This is a genomic window from Oceanobacillus sp. MO10714A (genome assembly GCF_037072045.1).
GTDB classification, from domain to species: Bacteria; Bacillota; Bacilli; order Bacillales; family Amphibacillaceae; genus Oceanobacillus; species Oceanobacillus indicireducens.
Window position 1 is genome coordinate 20,630 of record NZ_JAXHDC010000031.1, and the last position, 20,607, is coordinate 41,236.

Below are 20,607 nucleotides of genomic sequence, written 5' to 3' on the forward strand. Positions count from 1 at the left end.
GAATAATCGATTCTAATCTTCGGGGCAGGGTGCAATTCCCGACCGGCGGTGAGGGGTATGCTTACTCTAAGTCCGCGAACCATAATTTCAATTCTTATGGTTGATCTGGTGTAATTCCAGGACCGACAGTTACAGTCTGGATGGGAGAAGATGTCGAGCCAAATCAAGGTGCATTTTTATGTACCTTCACTTACTCTTGTATTCCCAAACCCTAAAGCCCCATTTACGGCTTTAGGGTTTTTCTGTCTTAAATGAAATTTTAAGACGCTGGAACAGAAGAGTTGTCAAAGTGGCAAGGCGATCCTTCATCACGAGTTAGAATCGGTTAGCAAAAGATGAAGGAGGAAGATGGAGATGCAAAAATCTGCAAAGCAATCTTCAAAGTTATTAAAACTTATTATTTTAGCACTGCTAGGATCAATCGCGCTCGTTTTATTTTTCTTAAACTTTCCGCTGCCGTTCCTACCACCATATTTAAAAATTGATTTTAGTGATGTGCCGGCATTGATGGCTTCACTTATTTTTTCACCACTTGCTGGTGTAGCTGTCGTTCTCATTAAGAACGTGCTTTATTTCGCGGTGTCTGGATCAGGGGACCCGGTCGGTGTTCTAGCGAATTTTCTTGCAGGTGTAATGTTTGTCCTTCCAGTTTCACTTATTTATCATAAGTTCCATAAAGGTGTAAAATCGATCGTTTCCGGCTTAGTTACAGGAACAATCGTTATGGCAGTTGGAATGTCTGTACTAAATTATTATGTTATTCTGCCCGCTTATGCATGGTTTATGGGGTGGGACATGAGTGAACAAATGGCGTGGGGCGCCGTGCTTGTTGGGGTGTTTCCATTTAACTTGCTGAAAGGAATTATTGTCGGAATGTTATTTGTTCCTGTGTTTATAAAAATGCGCAGCTGGATCGAACAGAAACAAACAAATTTAGCTGCATAATATACATTTAAAAAAAGGTTCGTCTCAAATAATTGAGACCGAACCTTTTTTCATGTCTTGGGGAAATATAATAGAACCTGATTATCTAGCAAAGGCTGTACTTTTTAAAAAGAATAGTAGGCAAGGTTATTGGCGAGTGATCCTGCCTACTAATCTTAGGGGTGTTTTTTTATTCTTCTTCCACAAGTGTTTTTGCAGTTGGGATAGCATCGAGTCTTTCTTCCGGTATCGGCTTTTGTGATACGACACTCATACCATACGTTTTATTATCAATCCGCTCCAGCGCTTCATCAATCGCTTGTAATCGTTCCTTGTGAACGAGTTCCATTCCAGCATCACGTTCTTGTTCAAACTGTTCGGTACCCACGTCAGCTGGATGATTGCCATAATCAGACAGTTCTTGAATCGAGTCGTTCGGTGATTTATTAGTAGATTGACTGGAAAGCTTTTCCGTTTCCGCTTTTAATTCGAGCAACCGCTTACGGAAATAAGCTAATTTATCATCTGAAAGATAGGTCTTCATCAAAATCGCTCCTTTTCATTCAGGCAACATTCAAGAAATTTAAGCAGTGACAAGTAAGCTTAGACAAATGCTGCAATGACGAGGGATATTCCAAGTAAGAAGCCGTAAATGGTGTTCGTTTTTCCAGTTGCAATCATTGCGGGCATCATTTCGAGTGGTTCGGTCTTACCGCGGAAGTTTTTGATGACTGTTACGGCTTTCGGTACGCTAAGGAAAGTGATTAGTGTCCAGATAGGCAAGAGACGTGCAATAATTAAAGCTAATGTCCAGCTGTAAGCAATGCTAAATAGTACTGCAAGCACGGTAATTGCTTTTTCCCTGCCGATCAGTACAGCAATAGTTTTTCTTCCGCCAGCTTTATCCCCGTCACGATCACGAATATTATTAGATAAATTGATGCTGCCGATAAAAATGGTAACTGGAATCGATATCCAAATTACTTCACTCGTAATTGTTAGGGTCTGGATGAAATACGTGATGCCGATAATGACTGTCCCCATTAGTACACCGGAAAACAACTCACCAAATGGTGTATATGAAATTGGAATAGGTCCTCCAGTATATAGATAACCGATTGCCATACATATTAAACCGATAATAGCAATCCACCAACTTGACTCGATACAAATATAAACACCAAGAATAACAGCAATTCCATAGAATGTAATAGCAAGACTTCGAATTGTTTTCGGCTTTATCCCGTCACGAACAATCGTGCCGCCGATCCCAACTGATTCCTCTGTATCTAGACCAAGTTTATAATCATAGTATTCATTAAACATATTTGTCGCAGCCTGAATTAATAAGGAGGCTACGAGCATGGCGAGAAATAAGGTCCAGTTGATGGTTCCATCATGATAAGCAAGCATCGTACCGACGAATACAGGGATAAACGATGCTGTGAGTGTGTGCGGACGCATCAAGCGCCACCAGACGTCAAAGCCTGATTTCTCGTTCAATGCCTCTTTTATTGAATTTTTATTAACAGTATCCATAAATGTTCCCCCTCCAAGCTATCCTATTAATCTTATGAAAATAAAGGACAAGTGTCAATTTCTTTTATTTAGTCCTAGCACATTGTTATTTCAACACTAGGGTAGCGGAGATCCCTATTTTTTTAGCTTAAATGTCAAAAAACGGTCCTTTTCTTGAGAAAGTGAAGAAAAGAGCATAAAATGGTTATAGATGTTTTTTTAGTGGTATTTATCACGGTGCAATCGTCCGTAAAACTCCCGCCTTCACCTGGAGAGATGAATCAAATCTATTTTAGGCGGGAGATAACGGATGCTAACACCCTGATTGACTAAAGCTAATTCAGTGGGACTAGAGCAAAATCTCACACTGAATGAAGTTTCGTTTTATCGGAGGTATAGTTATGATCGATATTCAAATGAAAGAGCTTGAGGAAAAAATAGCGGCCGTAAAGCATTCCATCGGCCAAAATGAATCATCCAAGCTTTTCAGTTTGACGAAGAAAATAGAAAATAAAGACCCTCTACTTATATTCGAAGGGGCGAAGCAATTTGTTAAAGATCGCTTTTATTGGAAGAATCCGAATCGCACTCTAGCAATAACGGGAGTCGGTAGCGTGCAAACGCTAATAGCTGAAAATAATCGTTTTCAAGAAACGGAGAATCTATGGAAGCAAGCAGTAAAAAATGCTTGGATCGATAATCCATATACGATGGTGCCGGCAACAGGGCTTGTGGCTTTTGGCGGAATGGATTTTGACCCACTTGAAGCCAAAACAGAGCTTTGGAAGAAATTTGAATTAAGCAAATTCTATATTCCGGAATTAATGCTGACAACTTATCATTCAGACAGTTATGTGACGGTGAATATACTCATCAATAAAGAAGAGACAATAGATGAAGCAGCAACAAGACTTCGTAAAAACACACAGAAGTTTATAACTGGTAAGACATTCGGCGTGCAGCATATTGAGATTAAAAGAAATCGAGTCATTGAACCAGAAAAATGGAAAGAAACCGTCAAAGAAGCAACAAAGGAAATGAAAGAAAAACGCGCAGAAAAAATAGTCCTTGCACGGGAAGTCCGTCTATCCTTTACGGAAGAGATTAATATCACGCAAGTTCTTGAAGAGCTGCATCATACACAGGCAAACAGTTATATCTTCGCATTCGAAAGCGGAGGGGACTGTTTTATTGGTGCGACTCCAGAACGGATAGTCAAAGTAGAAAAGAATAATTTACTTTCGACCTGTCTTGCGGGAACGGCTCCTCGTGGGAAGACGAAAGAGGAGGACGAGCAGATCGGTTATGAACTGCTGCATGACAAGAAGAATCGGGATGAGCATGAATTTGTCGTAAAAATGATTAAAGAAGCTGTGCTAAAAACCTGTACAGACGTCAATATTCCGAACGAACCGGTACTTCATCCGTTAAAAAACCTACAGCATTTATATACGCCGGTAACAGGAACGTTGAAAGACGAGTATTCCATTTTCGATTGTCTTAAAGATCTGCACCCGACACCTGCTCTTGGTGGTACGCCAACAGAAGATTCGTTAGCTTATATACGTGAACATGAACTGCTTGACCGGGGATGGTACGGTGCCCCAATCGGTTGGGTTGATAGCAATCAAAATGGAGAGTTTGCGGTAGCAATTCGTTCTGGACTAATCCAAGGGGATGAGGCATCACTATTTGCTGGTTGCGGGGTTCTAGCCGATTCCGATCCGGAAATGGAATTTGAAGAGACAAGAATTAAAATGCTGCCGATGCTAAACGTGCTGGGAGGAAAACAGGAATGAATCATACGGAAATATTAACGAGGTATACTGCCAATTTTGTCGATGAAATGATTCAAAACGGAATTCAGCATGTTGTTATTTCCCCTGGATCCCGGTCAACCCCGCTATCTCTAGCCTTTGCCGAACATGAACACATCAAGGAATGGGTTGTTATCGATGAGCGATCCGCTGCATTTTTCGCGCTCGGACTTGCGAAACAGACGAAAGCAGCGGTAGCATTAGTTTGTACGTCAGGTACTGCTGCAGCGAATTATTATCCGGCAGTTGTCGAGGCGTATTACAGCCGTGTTCCGCTCGTTATTCTAACTGCAGATAGGCCCCATGAGTTAAGGGATGTCGGCGCCCCGCAAACGATTGATCAACTTCATTTATTCGGCAATTATGTTAAATGGTTCCAGGAAATGGCGATTCCTGAAGTGGATGACGGTATGTTACGTTATGTGAGACAAAAAGCGGCACGGGCAGTGTATATGGCTTGTGAAGGGAATCCAGGTCCTGTTCATTTGAACTTCCCATTACGTGAACCACTTACTCTTGACTTTTCCCTGGAAGGCATTTGGAAGTATAAAGGAATGGTTGAACATTCAGCTCGCATCCCGCTTGACGGAAAAAAACGATTGACGGAAGAACAGCTCGAAGCATTTGTCAGCCAGTTGACAAATAAGAAAAAGGGGCTGATCGTCTGCGGACCACAAGCAGATGCTGATGAACAGTTCCCCGAGCAAGTTGTCGCGCTTGCTGAAAAGTGGCAGCTGCCAATACTAGCTGACCCGCTCTCTGGGCTGCGAAGTGGGACACATAGTAAGGAAAATATTATTGAAACGTATGACGCACTACTCAAAAATAAGGTAATTCGAGACCGAATGAAGCCTGATTTTATTATCCGTTTTGGTGCTATGCCAGTCTCAAAAGCTTATTTATTTTTCATAAAAGAAAATGCAACGATTCCACAATTCGTTGTAGAAAATCATTCTGGCTATAGGGAACCGACGGGAAATGTAACGGAATTCATTTATGCAGATCCAACTACACTTTGTGAAGAATTGCTTGCTGTTGATCAGCCAGCCTTTTCAGAGGAATGGTTGCATGATTGGAAAGCGATGAACAAAGTAGCGAGAAATCATTTTCTTTTTGGTATGGAAGAGAAGATTACGGAAGGTGAAGCCATTCGCGGACTGCGTGAAGTCATTCCTGAAGGTAGCACGCTTTATGTAGGAAACAGTATGGCTGTCCGGGATGTAGATACCTTTTTCTTAACGGATGATAAACCGATTTCGGTTCTTGCCAACCGCGGGGCAAATGGAATTGATGGAATGGTTTCAAGTGGAGTTGGAGCGGCGGCTGCTGGAAAACGAGTGACGCTCGTCTTAGGGGATTTATCATTTTTCCATGATATGAATGGATTGCACGCGGCTAAGCATTATGGGCTTGATATCACGATACTGCTCATCAATAATAATGGTGGTGGAATCTTCTCATTCCTCCCCCAAGCAGAGGATCCGAAGCACTTTGAAGCATTATTCGGAACCCCGTTACATTTGGATTTCAGAAAAGCTGCTGAACTTTATGAGGCGAATTACTTTGCCCCAGAAACAGAGGAAGAATTGAAAGAAGACTTGCAAGTAAGTTATGAAAAAAAAGGTTTGTCAATTGTCGAAGTGAAAACGGATCGGGAAGAGAATGTAAAGTGGCACCATGAGAAATGGCAGGCAATTGCGGATGAAATTTTTTTTAAGAATAGGATGGTCTAATTGTATTTTTCAATGGAAGATATGAATTATTGGTACGAGATTCATGGGGAAGGGGTACCAGTTGTTCTTCTTCATGGCTTTACAGGCAGCACGTTGACATGGGATAAGGTTGTAACAGCTCGTCCGGATGGGATGCAATTGATTACAGTTGATTTACCGGGCCATGGCTGGACAAAAGGAACTTCAAGAATAACGATGGACTCCTGTATTGATGATTTACATGGATTATTTCAGCATCTTGAATTAGATACGTTTTTCCTTGTTGGCTATTCAATGGGTGGGCGAGCCGCATTAAGTTATACTGTGAAATACCCGGAAAGTGTACGGGGGCTTATCCTTGAGAGTGCTTCTCCAGGTCTAAAGGATACGAAAGCGAGAAAGAATCGAGAAGCAGGTGATGAGGAGCTCGCTAAGCTGTTGGAGGAAGAAGGGATCGAATCATTCGTTGATTACTGGGAGAATATCCCGTTATTTGCTACACAGAAGGAGTTGCCGGATGAAACACAGGCAGCAATCCGTGCTGAGAGAATGTCCCAATCGAAAAAAGGGCTTGCTGATTCTTTACGCGGAATGGGAACAGGAAGCCAACCATCCAATTGGGAAGCTTTAAAAGATGTAACAGTTCCGGTCAAGCTTCTTGCAGGTGAGCTGGATGAGAAGTTTGTGGCAATCAATCAACAAATGGCCGAAATGTTACCTTATGCAGAATTAGACATTTTTCCTAAATGCGGACATGCGTTACATATTGAGCAACCGGAGCATTTTCAGCAAGCTTTACTCGAATTTGCAAAATTGCATATATCATGAGAAAATTAATCAAGTAAGTTTTTGCAGATAAGAAAGCATAAATCCTTTCTTACTGCATAAGTGCAACTAAGGTAAGGCATTCGCCGAAAAAAGTTAGCAAATGCCAAGTTTTCTAATAGAATAGGGAGGAATAAGGGTTGACTGTACAATGGGTTGAAGCTAAAAAATATGAAGAAATCATTTATGAAAAATATAACGGTATCGCAAAAGTGACGATTAATCGTCCGGAGAAGCGAAATGCATTTACACCGCTTACTGTAAATGAAATGATCGATGCCTTTTCAGATGCGCGCGATGATTCCTCGATCGGCGTTATCGTTTTAACTGGTCAAGGGGAAAAAGCATTTTGCTCCGGTGGTGATCAATCAGTACGCGGTCACGGCGGGTATGTCGGGGGAGACGAAATCCCTCGTTTGAACGTGCTTGATTTACAACGTCTCATCCGTACGATACCGAAACCAGTAATCGCAATGGTAGCTGGTTATGCAATTGGTGGTGGACATGTATTGCATGTCGTTTGTGATTTAACAATTGCAGCAGATAATGCGATCTTTGGTCAAACTGGTCCGAAAGTTGGTAGCTTTGATGCGGGTTATGGAGCAGGTTATTTAGCGCGTCATATCGGTCATAAACGTGCACGTGAAATCTGGTTCCTTTGCCGTCAATACAATGCCCAAGAAGCGTTTGATATGGGACTTGTCAATACTGTCGTGCCTTATGAGAAGCTGGAAGAAGAAACAATTCAGTGGTGTGAAGAGATCCTGGAGAAATCACCAACAGCGATTCGTTTCTTGAAAGCATCATTTAATGCAGATACCGATGGACTAGCTGGATTGCAGCAATTAGGCGGAGATGCAACGTTACTTTATTACACAACAGATGAAGCAAAAGAAGGCCGCGATGCATTTAAAGAAAAAAGAAAACCAGACTTCAAAAAGTTCCCACGCTTCCCGTAAAACCAAAACCTTTGCTACCCCAGCAAAGGTTTTCTTTTTGAACCGGGACAAGGGGTCAGAGCACTTGTCCCGGTTTGAAGTGGGACAAGGGGTCAGAGTAACTGTCCCACTTCGACAAAGTAAAAAGCAATTATGTAATTAATGAAAGGAACAAATATAAATGGCTGAAATTATTCCACACTGGCTTTCGAAACAAGCAAATTTATCACCAGATAGCACTGCGCTTGAATTAGTAGACGGCGGTAAAATTACTTTTCTAGAATTACAGAACAGAAGTATGGAAATGGCAAGAAAACTAGCTGGACTTGGTGTTAAAAAAGGGTCTCATCTTGGAATTTTATCGGCTAACAATTTAGATATGGTCTATATGATTCATGCTATAAGTTACCTCGGAGCTGTCGGTGTGCTATTAAACACAAGACTGAGTGATGATGAATTAAATTATCAGCTGCAAGATGCTGAAGTAAGTATACTCATTACGGATGATAAGCACTATTCCCGACAGCTTCAAGTGAATCAAGTCTATGCGTACGATGAAGTCAATGAGCAAAAAGAAATGCAAGTTACATTACAGTTAGAACTAAATTTAGAACAGCCATTTACAATTATTTACACCTCTGGTACAACCGGGTTTCCAAAAGGGGTCGTACACACGTATGGAAATCACTGGTGGAGCGCTATTTCCTCCGCATTAAACCTTGGACTGGAGAAAAATGATAAATGGTTAATTTCTTTGCCGTTATTTCATGTAAGCGGGCTATCCACTTTAATGAAAAGTGTGATTTATGGAATGCCGGTCTATCTGATGAAAAAGTTTGATGTTGATCTAGTTCACGAAGCGATTATGGATAAAAAAGTTACCATCGTTTCTGTTGTAACATTGATGGTTCAGCGTCTTATGGATAAACTGGGCTCGGAAAATTATCCACAAACATTGCGTTGTTTTCTACTTGGCGGCGGTCCCGCTCCAAAAGTATTATTGAAACAAGCAAAAGATAAAAAGATACCGGTTTTCCAGAGTTATGGGATGACGGAAACGACTTCGCAAATAGCAACATTATCCGCTAAAGACGCATTATTAAAAATCGGTTCAGCCGGAAAACCGCTATTACCTGCTGAACTGAAGATTAATAATCCTGGTGAGGATGATGTTGGCGAAATTATTGTAAAAGGGCCCATGGTCACGAAAGGTTATTTTAAAAATGAAGCGGCCAATAAGCAGACGATTATAGATGGGTGGCTTCATACAGGGGACCTCGGTTATCTCGACGAAGCGGGCTATCTTTATGTTGTGGACCGTCGAACAGATCTCATTATTTCCGGTGGAGAAAATATTTATCCTTCTGAAATTGAAAATGCACTGATGAAAATACCAGAGATTAAAGAAGCAGGAGTTATCGGTGTCGCCGATGATACTTGGGGTGAAGTTCCCGTTGCTTATGTAGTGTTGTATGAATCTATATCGAAAACGGATATTTTAGCAAAACTAAGCAAACAATTGGCAAAGTACAAATTGCCGAAGAAAATCAAATTTATCGATGAAATGCCCAGAAATGCGTCAAATAAGTTAGTTAGAAAAAAATTAAAAGAACTTGAATAAAGTAACAATGCGAGCTTTCCACTACTATAGCGGAAGGCTTATTTTTTCGGTGGGACAATTTCTCTGACCCTCTGTCCCGCCTCGTATCGGGACAACTGCACTGACCCTCTGTCCGGCCTCGTATCGGGACAACTGCTCTGACCCCATGTCCCAACCCCATGTCCCACTAAAGTGGTTTAAATTTTTTTTATAAGGAAAATAGTTTAGAGGAGGGTTGTTGAAGATGAATGGGTTTTTTGGTTAGTATTTTTCAGCGAGTTTTATGCATAGTTTAATGAAATTATAGCTACTCCAAGTGAGGCCCCAACAATTCGTTCGGCTTCTGTACATGCATTTTCTTTAAAAAGGTAAACTAATACAAAGGAGGGTGAATTCATGAAAGAGAAATATTACGTGAATATTTCAGATGGTGGTATTCACAAGAAGAGTGCAGAAGGAAGCGCGACATTCGGGATCTATGCGGATGATGGGGATCTTAGCAAGATAAGGGAGAAGATGGATAATATGGACGAGGCGAATTTGGCAAGTTATGTTCGGGCGCATATTCCATTTACCCCTCCGGATGAATCTCCAGAAAACGCACGGTATGATAAGAACTTGAAAGAACTATATGCACTGCTTCATGAGCTTGGTGATGAGAGTACGAAAGCACATATCGAATCCATCGATATTCTGAACGGACCGGGTAATGGTTTAGTTTAAAGGAGAAAGTGGGGGAGACCTCACTTTCTTTTTGTACATATGGTACAATGAAGCAACCTAAGGAAATAAAAGACGTGAAATAATTAATACATCAAAGGTCGTGTTTTTGTTTGATTACATTTAGAGACTTTTATAATAATAAAGTACAATTATCCTTTCAAGATCATCCTTTTTCCAAAGAACCAAAACATGTCCTCGTCATCTGCAAACACCGAGAAAAGTGGCTGTTGACAAAGCATAAGGAACGGGGACTAGAATTTCCTGGTGGGAAAGTCGAACCTGGGGAATCTGCACACGATGCTGCCGTAAGAGAGGTGCTGGAGGAAACTGGTGGGGTCGTTACTAACCTTCATTATATCGGGCAATATTTCGTAGATGGTAAAAAGGATTATGTCATTAAAAACCTTTATTTCGCCGAAGTGAAAGAATTAAAAGAGCAACCAACTTATTTTGAAACAGATGGTCCGGTATTGTTGTTGAAAATTCCAGAAAACGTGAATTTTAATTCATCCTACAGTTTTATCATGAAAGATCGGGTTGTTGAACATGCCATGGAATACATCGAGAAATATTTCCAATAAGACGAGGAGGCGCGGACATTGTCCGTGCCTTATCTCGTATGCTTCATCAGCCAAGCCTCGAGCTTTTCGACCCCTTTATACATCAATGCCGCTAGTATCGCAATTATAACAAGACTAGCCATCACGAGTGAAAAATCAAACACTTGGAAGCCATAAATAATTAAATATCCAAGTCCTTGTTTGGAAACAAGATATTCTCCGACAATAACTCCAACCCAGGATAAACCGACATTCACTTTCAATGTGGAAATCATAACAGGGAGTGAAGCGGGAAAAATTGCTTCTTTAAATATTTGTGATTGATTCGCCCCGAAACTGCGCAGTACCATCGTATAATTCCGGTCCACTTCCAAAAAAGCCCGGTAAACAACTAAAGTAGTAACAATTACTGAGATAATAAATCCCATCGCAATAATCGATAGATATCCTGGGCCGAGTGCGACGATAAGGATCGGTCCAAGCGCAACTTTTGGCATCGCATTGAAAATGACTAAATATGGATCCATAATATTTGCGAACCGGTTTGAATACCATAGGGAAGTTGCGATTAACACACCACCGATTGTACCGATGAGAAAGCCGAGTAATGTCTCAAATAATGTAACCGAAACATGGACGAACAGGCTTCCGTTTGCAATTCGTGTGAAGATCAGGTCGAAAATTTTTGAGGGAGAGCTAAATAATAATGGATCAATAATGTAAAGGCGACTACTAATTTCCCAACAGAGGAAAAAAAGAACAGCAATACTTATTTGCCAAGTTAGAACAATTTTCCTCTCTTTTTTAATCCCTTTTTGATACGCTCTATATAATTGTTCATCTTTTAGCTTCTTCATGTCGCTTCACCAGATTTTTGTTGCACTTCTTCTTTCTCTAACTCTTGCCAAATCGTATCGAACAGTGGTTGAAAAGCTTTGTGCTTCCGGGCGATAATTGGGGATTCTTCACGTAATTCCATTGGTACCTCATAAACTTTTACAATTTTACCGGGATTCGCCTCCATAATAATGATCCGGTCACTCATCGCAATCGCTTCTCCAATATCATGGGTTACGAGAATGGTTGTTTTCTTATATTGATTAAGAATTGTTGCAACAAGGTCTTCCAGTTTCAATTTTGTCTGAAAATCGAGAGAAGAAAATGGTTCATCCAGGAGGAAAATTTCCGGGTTATTCATAAGCGTCCGAACAAGGGCGGCACGCTGTCTCATTCCACCAGACAATTCGGTCGGATATTGGTGCTTTGCATTCGATAAACCGACTTCCTGAAGCAAAACATTAGCCCGATTTATTGCTTCTTCGTCTTGGCGTTTCTGGATCTTTGGCCCAAGTAAAACATTATCTTGGACCGTTTTCCAAGGGAATAAATAATCTTGCTGCAGCATATAACCAATTTCTTCCTTACATTGTTCAATTGGCTCGCCTTTAATGAAAATACTTCCCGAAGTGTGCTCAAGTAACCGTGCGATTATGGAGAGAATCGTTGACTTACCGCAGCCGCTTGGCCCTAGGACCGATACGAATTCACCTCGTTCCATCGTAAAGCTAATGTCTTCGAGTGCTTTCGTATAGCCTGTTTTTGAAAAATAATGATGGCTGACCCCGGCAAGCTTTAAAATCGCCATAAATATCCCTCCTATTCATTCATCACTTCTTCGGCAATGTTCGTGTTAACCAAGTCTTCATGGGGGGCATCAATGGGGAGTTCACCAGCTTCATCCATGATCGCTTTCAAATTCTCCCATTCTTCTTCATCTAAATAAGGATCTGTTGCGAAAGAGTCTTGATTTTTATATCGTTCAATAGAAGAAGCTAGTATATCTAGATCGGTATCTTCAAAGTAGGGGGCAATCACTTCCGCAATCGTCTCAGAGCTATTTTCCTCCACCCATTGCTGAGCCTTGTAAATGGCTCGTGTAAACTTTTTCACCGTTTCTTCATTCTTTTTCAAATAGCTTTCTTGTGTCATAAAAACGGTATAAGGAACTTTTCCGGATTCTTCGCCAAAGGATGCGATAATATGTCCTTGCCCTTCTTGTTCAAAAACACTTGCAGTCGGCTCGAATAATTGCACGAATTCATAATTCCCTGACTGAAAAGCGCTAGGGATATTTGCAAAATCAACGCTTTGGTCTAAGAGAAGGTCATTATGCGGATCAATGTTATGTTTTTTCAGCACGAATTCTCCAACCATTTGTGGCATACCTCCAACACGCTGGCCAAGAAATTCTTTCCCTTTCATATCTTCCCAGGTGAAATCCGGATAAGCTTCTTTTGCCACGAGAAATGTACCGTCTGTTTGCGTGAGCTGAGCGAAGTTTACTGCATAATCACGGGAATCTTGAGCATAGACGTAGATTGATGTTTCAGACCCTACTAGGGCAATATCTGCCCCTCCGGATAGGAGTGCAGTCATTGTTGTATCCCCGCCCCAAGTCGTTTGAAGTTCAACATCCAAGCCTTCTTCTTCAAAAAAACCTTGTTCCAGTGCTACATATTGTGGGGCATAAAATAGGGAGCGCGTAACTTCAGCGAGATTAATCTTCACTGTTTCTGATTGACAGGCAGTAATAAATAACAGGAAGCCGAGCAAAAGTAAACCTTTCGTTATTTTTCTCATAGTGTCCGCCCCTTTCGTATCATAGTGGATAGTCAACTACAGTTTATGCCTGGGCGGTGGAATTGTGCAGAAGACAGGGGGGAATGAGAAAAACAAAGACGAAAGTACCATTACAGTAAGTTTGCGGACGCCTAGGGTTGCGATTACTCGTTTTACCGAAGTGCGTTTGTAATAACACATCCAATAGTCGCAGCAACGCACAAGAGCTATTTACGGACTGTTTACCCCCTTCACATATTGGGTTTCCCTCTTGTTTAGAGGTGGGGGTATTACAGACCGTTAATACGTGATAAAGTGAAACTCATTAAGTGGGGTATCCTTCCCTCCCCACTGAATGTTAGTTGAACAGAATCAGCTATTTACGGACTGTTTACCCCCTTCACATATTGGGTTTCCCTCTTGTTTAGAGGTGGGGGTATTACAGACCGTTAATACGTGATAAAGTGAAACTCATTAAGTGGGGTATCCTTCCCTCCCCACTGAATGTTAGTTGAACAGAATCAGGTATTTACGGACTGTTTACCCCCTTTCACATATTGGGTTTCCCTCTTGTTTAGGGGTGGGGGTATTACAGACCGTTAATACGTGATAAAAAAACTTCCGATTTTAATAAAAAATCGGAAGTCCCAGCGAAGTCGCTGTTAATAAAATTTATAATTATCCTTTTGGGATGAGGATACATTGTTACCCTTTATACACGGGACCTGCTGCTTTAGTAGCATCACTCACGTTCTCAAACTTCGCAAAGTTCTCGTGGAATTTCTTAGCGAGTGCTTTCGCTTCCTGTTCGTAGGCCGCTTTATCTTCCCATGTATTCTTCGGGATGAGTACTTCATCAGGCACACCTGCTACGTGAACAGGAACCTGCAAGCCGAATATATCATCGGTTATTGTTTCGATATGATTCAATTCACCTTCTAGCGCGGCATGGATCATCGCGCGTGTATAGGATAATTTCATTCGGTTTCCAACACCGTAAGACCCACCAGTCCAACCCGTGTTTACGAGGAATACATTAGAATTATACTGATCGATTTTTTGTCCAAGCATATCCGCATACTTCGCTGGTGCGAGCGGTAAGAATGGGGATCCAAAGCAAGCAGAGAAGGTCGCTTCCGGCTCCGTCACGCCGCGCTCTGTCCCAGCAAGCTTACTAGTATAGCCGCTTAGAAAATGGTACATAGCCTGTTCTTTCGTAAGCTTGCTGATCGGTGGCAATGTTCCAGACGCGTCGGCCGTTAAGAAAATAATCGTATTCGGATGACCAGCAACACTTGGAGTGACGATGTTATCGATATTATCTACCGGATAAGCTGCCCGGGTATTTTCCGTCAAGCTCGTATCGTCATAATTTGGTTCACTTGTCACATCATCAATCGTAACGTTCTCAAGTACAGAACCAAAGCGGATCGCGTTGAAAATTTGTGGCTCTTTCTCTGCAGAAAGATTAACACATTTAGCATAACAGCCGCCTTCAATATTAAATACACCATTCGGACTCCAGCCATGTTCATCATCACCAATCAACCGGCGGTATGGATCAGCAGAAAGAGTCGTTTTTCCGGTTCCGGATAGGCCGAAAAATAATGCCACGTCACCCTCTTGACCAACGTTCGCTGAGCAGTGCATCGATAGAACATCCTGCTGTGGCAGCAGATAGTTCATTACAGAGAAAATCGACTTTTTAATTTCCCCTGCATATTCCGTTCCCCCGATTAATACGACACGCTTCTTGAAGGAAATGATGATGAATGTCTCTGAATTCGTCCCATCTTCTGCAGGGTCTGCTTTAAAATGCGGTGCTGAAATAACCGTAAATTCTGCTTGATGTGTTTTAAGTTCTTCTTCTGTAGGTGTTATAAATAGTTGACGGGCAAAAAGATTATGCCAGGCAAATTCGTTAATTACTTGGATCGGTAAACGATATTTTTCATCCGCTCCAGCAAAGCCTTGGAACTGATAAACTTCGTCCTTTTCCATTAAGTAATTTACTACCTTTTCGTGTAACTTATCAAAGGAAGCTTCATCGATCGGTTGATTCACTGGACCCCATTCAACCGTATCTTCCGTAATCTCGTCTTTAACAATAAATTTGTCTTTCGGTGAACGACCTGTATATTTACCTGTAGTTGCAGTTACTGCTCCTGTTGAAGTTAGAACGCCTTCATTTCGATCTAACACGCGTTCCACCAGACGAGCTACTGAATAGTTTCGATTCAAATTCTCGTGTTCTAATAGTTGGTTTGTCAATGATTTCTCCACCATTTTCATTCTTATTCTCCTGCCTTTTAAAAGGTTTTGTTGAAGGAAGACTGCAAACTTCCTCCTTATCGCTTATCTTAAATCTGACATTAGTATAACACATTAAATGGAATAGTCCATACTAATTGAAAAATTTTTTGAGAACTGTCGGTAACCTATTTTAGTTCGTTATCATTTTTGTTGGAAAACGATTTCAATATGTTGTTCTATATTTGATTGTAACAAAGAACAGACAGTATGAAAATAAAACTGGTAAAAAATAATGAAATATGATACGCTATTTTTCAGTAATCGATTATTAAGTAACGAATCCCTTTTAAATAAGGTTATAATAATTTCAATTCTTATTCAGAGCTGGTGGAGGGACAGACCCGGTGAAGCCCAGCAACCTCACGATTTGTGAAAGGTGCTAATCTGTTGCAAGGAATTTTCCTTGAACAATAAGAGTGAAAGGCTAATTAATCCTTTCCTCATACTTGCGGGAAAGGATTTTTATTTTCATGCTTTGAATAATGGAACGAATGGAGATTGGGTTCCGTTACATATTACAAAGGAGAGAACAAGCCAAATGGCTGCAAATGCAAATCGTCGTTTATTTACTTCAGAATCAGTAACAGAGGGACATCCTGATAAAATGTCGGATCAAATATCTGATGCGATACTGGATGATATTTTAAAAGAAGATCCAGATGCACGTGTGGCATGCGAGACAGTCGTTACAACGGGAATGGTGCTCGTAGCAGGTGAAATCACAACTACAACTTATGTAGATATACCGCAAATTGTCCGCCAGACGGTGAAAGACATTGGTTATACCCGAGCAAAGTATGGCTTTGATTATGAAACTTGTGCCGTCATGACTGCAATTGATGAGCAATCACCTGATATTGCCGGTGGGGTCGATAAGGCACTTGAAGCAAGAGAAGGGAAGATGGAAGAAGAAATAGAAGCAATCGGAGCAGGTGACCAAGGATTAGTGTTCGGTTATGCGACGAAAGAGACGGAAGAATATATGCCACTTCCAATTAGTCTTTCCCATAAGCTTGCAAGACGTCTTTCCGATGTAAGAAAAAACCGGGTATTGGATTATTTACGTCCAGATGGGAAGACACAAGTTACCGTCGAATATGATGAAAAGAATCAACCAGTTCGTGTGGATACAATCGTTGTTTCTACTCAGCATCATGAAGACATTCCGAATGAACAGATTATTTCTGACATTCGAGAGTATGTTATAAAACCGGTTATACCAGAAGCGCTTTTAGATGAAGATACAAAATACTTCATCAATCCATCTGGCCGCTTCGTGCTTGGCGGTCCGCAAGGTGATGTCGGCTTAACGGGCCGGAAGATCATCGTGGATACGTACGGAGGCTACGCACGTCACGGCGGAGGTGCTTTCAGTGGGAAGGATCCGACAAAGGTGGACCGTTCCGGAGCTTATGCAGCTCGATATGTAGCGAAAAACATCGTGGCGGCAGGGCTTGCTGCAAAATGTGAAGTACAGCTTGCTTATGCGATCGGTGTTGCAGAGCCTGTATCCATCACAATCGACACATTTGGAACGAGCGAGTATCAGGAAGAAGTATTAGTGGGAGCGGTGCGTAAGCTATTTGACCTTCGACCTGCAGGGCTGATCGAGATGCTTGATTTACGGAAGCCGATTTATAAAAATACAGCGGCTTATGGACATTTCGGCAGAACCGACATTATTTTCCCGTGGGAAAAACTTGATAAAGTTGAAGAACTGCAAAAGATAGTTTGTGAAAAGTAAAAAGCGCGAAGGTGGAAACGTCATTATGGTATAGTTTCGCGGCTGCCGGGGACATGAGGTTACTCGTCCCACCGAAGACCGATTGTACTAGCGTATCCAGTAGTCAAAGTAGCGTAGTAATCGTGCCTCACAGGATAGTTCGGTGTTGCTCATACGTTTTAATAGTTTTATCACGCATTAACGGTCTGTAATATCCCTGCCTTAAATAGGAGGGAAGTCCGACATGTGAAGGTGGGGAATAAACAGTCCGTAAATCCCTGATTCTGTTCAACTAACATTCAGTGGGGAGGGAATTCCCCACTGAATGAAGTTTCACTTTATATGAAGTGCAATAAGAGCTATTCCGTTGAGTCGGGATAGCTCTTATTGTATAAAGGAAAATTTATTTTTTCCCCAAATCTGTATGTATTTTATAATATTGACCTTTCTCCACGTAGGATTTTCTTACCCGTTCCATTTCTTGGTAATCAGCCTCTGTGAGGTCTCTTGCGTATTTTGCAGGGTTGCCCATATATAAGGTGTTTGGTGCAATTTTCTTCCCCGGAGGCACGAGGCTTCCTGCTGCTACAAATGCATTTTCTCCGATTTCCGCCCCGTCCAGGATGATTGCTCCCATACCAATAAGGGCGTTCTTTCTAATAATGGCTGAATGTAGGGTGACTTGATGGCCGACCGTTACGTCATCTTCAATAATAAGTGGATTATCAGGGCTTTGGTGTAGAACGGTTAAGTCTTGGATGCTAACTCGTTTACCAATTCTTGTTGGTGCAATATCTCCGCGGATTACAACGTGGAACCAAATGCTCGAATCCTCATCGATTGTGACATCTCCATTTATAACAGCGTTTTTTGCTAGGAAAACTGAATCATGAATTTTTGGATAAACCCCCTGATAATGATCAATCATATGAACACTCCTATTCCCTTGTATTTTTTAAGCTCAATGTTGATAATAATGATAGTATAACAAATCTATGTAAAAATGATGAAATGATGGAGGCGCAAGGAATGCAAGTACCGAATACAGCAACTGGGTTACTATATGAAGTCTACAACACTTTATTTCCTATTGTTGAGGAAGAGATGAAAGGGTGGGAAGAGAAAGCAGCAGCTATTCCAGATAAGGAACTGCAACTACAAGCCCTAGCCAGTATCGATTCAAAAAAATTCCATTGTCAGGGTGGTGCTGTGTTCGCATTGCTTGCTGGAATGAAGTATGAAAAAGCGATTCGTTTTATCGTTGCATATCAGACGATCAGCGATTACTTAGATAATCTCTGTGATCGCAGTACATCACTTGATCCGAAAGATTTTCGTATGCTCCATGAGGCGATGAAGGATGCGCTCCGTCCTGAAGCAGCTTTGCAAGATTATTATGCTTATCGGTCGGAGAAAGCTGATGGGGGTTATCTTGAGAAATTAGTGCTTACGTGTCAAGCTGCATTGAAAGACATCGACGACTATGAACAAATCCAGGAATATTGTTTAGAACTATGGACGCTGTATGCGGACCTTCAAGTACATAAACACGTCAAAGTGGAAGAGCGTATCCCGCGGCTGACAACTTGGTATAAGGAAAAGAAAGATAAAGCGCTTGGATTAAGCTGGTATGAATTTGCAGCAGCGTCTGGATCAACGCTTGGCATTTTTTGTCTTGTGTCTTATGCAATGGGCGGGAAAATGACTGCATCGCTTCCGCAACATATAATGTACAGTTATTTTCCATCTGTGCAAGGCTTGCATATTTTACTTGATTATTATATTGATCAAAAAGAAGACGAAATGGAAGGAGATTTAAATTTTTGTAATTACTACCGGGATGATGTGGAGCTTCTCGAACGGTTACAATATTTTATACACTTAGCAGAAGACCGTACGCGGGACCTACCTGATTCGACTTTCCATCAGTTCATCCCTAAAGGTCTTGTTGCATTATATTTAAGTGATGAAAAGGTTGAATCGTTACGGGAAGGGAAACAAGTTAGGAAAAGATTGTTAAAAACAGCGGGAATGTCGGGAGCATTTCTTCATTACAATATTCGTTTGTATAATAAAGTGAAACTTCATTCCGTGGGGAATTCCTTTCCCCCCACGGAATGTTAGTTGAACCGAATCAGGGATTTACGGACTGTTTATGCCCCCTTCACATATTGGGTTTCCCTCATGTATAGAGGAGGGGATATTACAGAACGTTAATACGTGATTAACTTACGAGTTAAGGGAGATTGAATTTATGTATGAATTAAAAACGAAAGAAAATGATCGGGATGTCGTGGAGTTTATCGAATCGGTAGACCATCCGAAACGGCGGGAAGATGCTTATAAATTGTTGGATATTTTCTCGAGTGTAACTGGAAGAAAAGCGAAAATGTGGGGACCAAGTATTATCGGTTATGGTTCTTACCATTATAAATATGCTTCTGGCCATGAAGGCGATGCACCGATAGTAGGTTTTTCCCCTAGAAAAGCTCGACATAGCATTTATGTCATGATGGATGAGGGGAAGCGCGAAAAATTACTCGAGAACTTCGGGAAATATAAAGCCGGCAAAGCTTGTGTCTATGTTAATAAGCTTGAAGATATTGATCGAGCTATTCTGGAAGAAATGATAAAAGAAACAGTTGCCTTTGTAACGGAGCACTATGAAATCACTGATTTTTAAAAAGAAACAGGTCAGTCGGAGAATAAATCTAACTGACCTGTTTCCTGTCCATTCACTTCTTTTCAATAGCGAGCACGAATGGCGGATTATTGATTTGATTAATGAAATCATATTTAAGGACATGGTACTTTTTCTGATCGAGTTCCGTAACATATTCAAGAAGTGCTGTTTTTTCTTCCTTCCCGCCTTCATGACCATGATAAACAACAAGGATAATGAGTCCTTTTTTCTTTAACCTAGCTAATAACTTTTCTACAGCAGGAATTGTCGAGTTGCTTGTCGTGATAATTTGTTTATCACTCTTTGGTAAATAGCCCAAATTAAAAATCGCCGCACTAATTTCCTCACGATCTTCTAGATAATTATCGACAAGGGCATGGCTATCTTGAATAAGCGTGACATTCGTATATTCGGCTGCTTCAATCCTTTCTCGAGTTGAAGCAATCGCTTGTTCCTGAATGTCGAATGCCAGTACTTTTCCTTGTGCACCAGTAAGTCCAGCTAAGACAAGTGTATCATTACCATTTCCGCAGGTTGCGTCAATGGCGAGGTCTCCTGGGGAAATGGTTTCTTCTAGTAAATGGTGGGCGAATTGCAAGACATTTTTTAACATGATTCATACATCCTTTCTAGCATAAGAATAGAACATTTG

At 41.2% G+C, this 20,607-nt stretch carries 19 protein-coding genes and 2 riboswitches; of the genes, 11 read left to right on the forward strand and 8 right to left on the reverse strand.

All coding sequences use genetic code 11. From position 1 onward, the window contains the following. The first annotated feature begins 11 nt into the window (after nt 1-11). Nucleotides 12-156, forward strand: a riboswitch (FMN riboswitch). 198 nt (nt 157-354) lie between these two features. Continuing rightward, the gene (locus tag SPD53_RS14010; protein WP_156855578.1) at nt 355-945 is read left to right on the forward strand and encodes an ECF transporter S component; all 591 of its coding nucleotides are present in this window, start codon (nt 355-357) and stop codon (nt 943-945) included. A gap of 169 nt (nt 946-1,114) precedes the next feature. Here SPD53_RS14010 and SPD53_RS14015 read toward each other — a convergent pair whose 3' ends face one another. Together SPD53_RS14015 and SPD53_RS14020 are read right to left on the reverse strand one after the other, a co-directional pair. Further along, nucleotides 1,115-1,468: a hypothetical protein gene (locus tag SPD53_RS14015; protein WP_188856328.1), complete on the reverse strand. Its 354-nt coding sequence runs from the start codon at nt 1,466-1,468 to the stop codon at nt 1,115-1,117. Nucleotides 1,469-1,527: 59 nt separating this feature from the next. Next, entirely contained in the window at nt 1,528-2,463 is a 936-nt protein-coding gene (locus tag SPD53_RS14020) for a 1,4-dihydroxy-2-naphthoate polyprenyltransferase (protein WP_188856329.1), read from the reverse strand. A gap of 380 nt (nt 2,464-2,843) precedes the next feature. Here SPD53_RS14020 and SPD53_RS14025 point away from each other — a divergent pair, with 380 nt between their 5' ends. From SPD53_RS14025 to ytkD, 7 genes are all read left to right on the forward strand, one after another. Further along, complete coding sequence (locus SPD53_RS14025) at nt 2,844-4,241, forward strand: isochorismate synthase (RefSeq protein WP_188859276.1); 1,398 nt, start codon at nt 2,844-2,846, stop codon at nt 4,239-4,241. Beyond that, entirely contained in the window at nt 4,238-5,992 is a 1,755-nt protein-coding gene (gene menD / locus SPD53_RS14030; RefSeq protein ID WP_336252944.1) for a 2-succinyl-5-enolpyruvyl-6-hydroxy-3-cyclohexene-1-carboxylic-acid synthase, read from the forward strand. The genes SPD53_RS14025 and menD overlap by 4 nt, the downstream gene beginning before the upstream one ends. Beyond that, nucleotides 5,993-6,799 carry a 2-succinyl-6-hydroxy-2,4-cyclohexadiene-1-carboxylate synthase gene (gene menH, locus SPD53_RS14035; protein ID WP_188859272.1) on the forward strand — a complete coding sequence of 269 codons (807 nt, stop codon included), beginning with the start codon at nt 5,993-5,995 and terminating at the stop codon, nt 6,797-6,799. It abuts the gene before it with no gap. A gap of 137 nt (nt 6,800-6,936) precedes the next feature. After that, entirely contained in the window at nt 6,937-7,755 is an 819-nt protein-coding gene (menB, locus tag SPD53_RS14040) for a 1,4-dihydroxy-2-naphthoyl-CoA synthase (protein ID WP_156855573.1), read from the forward strand. Between the two features lie 160 nt (nt 7,756-7,915). Then, nucleotides 7,916-9,355 (forward strand): o-succinylbenzoate--CoA ligase, encoded by a 1,440-nt coding sequence (locus tag SPD53_RS14045; RefSeq protein ID WP_336252945.1) that lies wholly within the window; start codon nt 7,916-7,918, stop codon nt 9,353-9,355. A 375-nt stretch (nt 9,356-9,730) separates the two neighbouring features. Next, nucleotides 9,731-10,057, forward strand: a complete 327-nt coding sequence (locus SPD53_RS14050) for a hydrolase (RefSeq protein ID WP_336252946.1) — start codon at nt 9,731-9,733, stop codon at nt 10,055-10,057. 110 nt (nt 10,058-10,167) lie between these two features. Then, the gene (gene ytkD, locus SPD53_RS14055; RefSeq protein WP_156855570.1) at nt 10,168-10,638 is read left to right on the forward strand and encodes an RNA deprotection pyrophosphohydrolase; all 471 of its coding nucleotides are present in this window, start codon (nt 10,168-10,170) and stop codon (nt 10,636-10,638) included. A gap of 29 nt (nt 10,639-10,667) precedes the next feature. On the opposite strand, the gene SPD53_RS14060 is transcribed toward ytkD, so the two are convergent. From SPD53_RS14060 to pckA, 4 genes are all read right to left on the reverse strand, one after another. Continuing rightward, nucleotides 10,668-11,474: an ABC transporter permease gene (locus SPD53_RS14060; RefSeq protein WP_188859263.1), complete on the reverse strand. Its 807-nt coding sequence runs from the start codon at nt 11,472-11,474 to the stop codon at nt 10,668-10,670. After that, nucleotides 11,471-12,262: an ABC transporter ATP-binding protein gene (locus SPD53_RS14065; RefSeq protein ID WP_336252947.1), complete on the reverse strand. Its 792-nt coding sequence runs from the start codon at nt 12,260-12,262 to the stop codon at nt 11,471-11,473. The genes SPD53_RS14060 and SPD53_RS14065 overlap by 4 nt, the downstream gene beginning before the upstream one ends. A gap of 11 nt (nt 12,263-12,273) precedes the next feature. Next, nucleotides 12,274-13,257 carry an ABC transporter substrate-binding protein gene (locus tag SPD53_RS14070; RefSeq protein ID WP_336252948.1) on the reverse strand — a complete coding sequence of 328 codons (984 nt, stop codon included), beginning with the start codon at nt 13,255-13,257 and terminating at the stop codon, nt 12,274-12,276. Between the two features lie 684 nt (nt 13,258-13,941). After that, nucleotides 13,942-15,522, reverse strand: coding sequence for a phosphoenolpyruvate carboxykinase (ATP) (gene pckA / locus SPD53_RS14075; RefSeq protein WP_370459726.1), 1,581 nt, complete (start codon nt 15,520-15,522; stop codon nt 13,942-13,944). Between the two features lie 338 nt (nt 15,523-15,860). Then, nucleotides 15,861-15,966, forward strand: a riboswitch (SAM riboswitch). Nucleotides 15,967-16,087: 121 nt separating this feature from the next. Between pckA and metK the strand changes: the two genes are divergently transcribed. Next, the gene (metK, locus tag SPD53_RS14080) at nt 16,088-17,293 is read left to right on the forward strand and encodes a methionine adenosyltransferase (protein WP_156855665.1); all 1,206 of its coding nucleotides are present in this window, start codon (nt 16,088-16,090) and stop codon (nt 17,291-17,293) included. Nucleotides 17,294-17,675: 382 nt separating this feature from the next. Here metK and SPD53_RS14085 read toward each other — a convergent pair whose 3' ends face one another. Continuing rightward, on the reverse strand, nt 17,676-18,200 hold the full coding sequence (locus SPD53_RS14085) for a gamma carbonic anhydrase (RefSeq protein ID WP_336252949.1): 525 nt from the start codon (nt 18,198-18,200) through the stop codon (nt 17,676-17,678). Between the two features lie 101 nt (nt 18,201-18,301). On the opposite strand from SPD53_RS14085, the gene SPD53_RS14090 reads away from it, so the two are divergent. Then, nucleotides 18,302-19,396, forward strand: a complete 1,095-nt coding sequence (locus SPD53_RS14090; RefSeq protein ID WP_156855564.1) for a tetraprenyl-beta-curcumene synthase family protein — start codon at nt 18,302-18,304, stop codon at nt 19,394-19,396. Nucleotides 19,397-19,526: 130 nt separating this feature from the next. Next, on the forward strand, nt 19,527-19,955 hold the full coding sequence (locus tag SPD53_RS14095) for a DUF1801 domain-containing protein (protein ID WP_156855563.1): 429 nt from the start codon (nt 19,527-19,529) through the stop codon (nt 19,953-19,955). Nucleotides 19,956-20,007: 52 nt separating this feature from the next. On the opposite strand, the gene SPD53_RS14100 is transcribed toward SPD53_RS14095, so the two are convergent. Next, nucleotides 20,008-20,568: a class I SAM-dependent methyltransferase gene (locus SPD53_RS14100; protein ID WP_156855562.1), complete on the reverse strand. Its 561-nt coding sequence runs from the start codon at nt 20,566-20,568 to the stop codon at nt 20,008-20,010. Between the last annotated feature and the right edge of the window lie 39 nt (nt 20,569-20,607).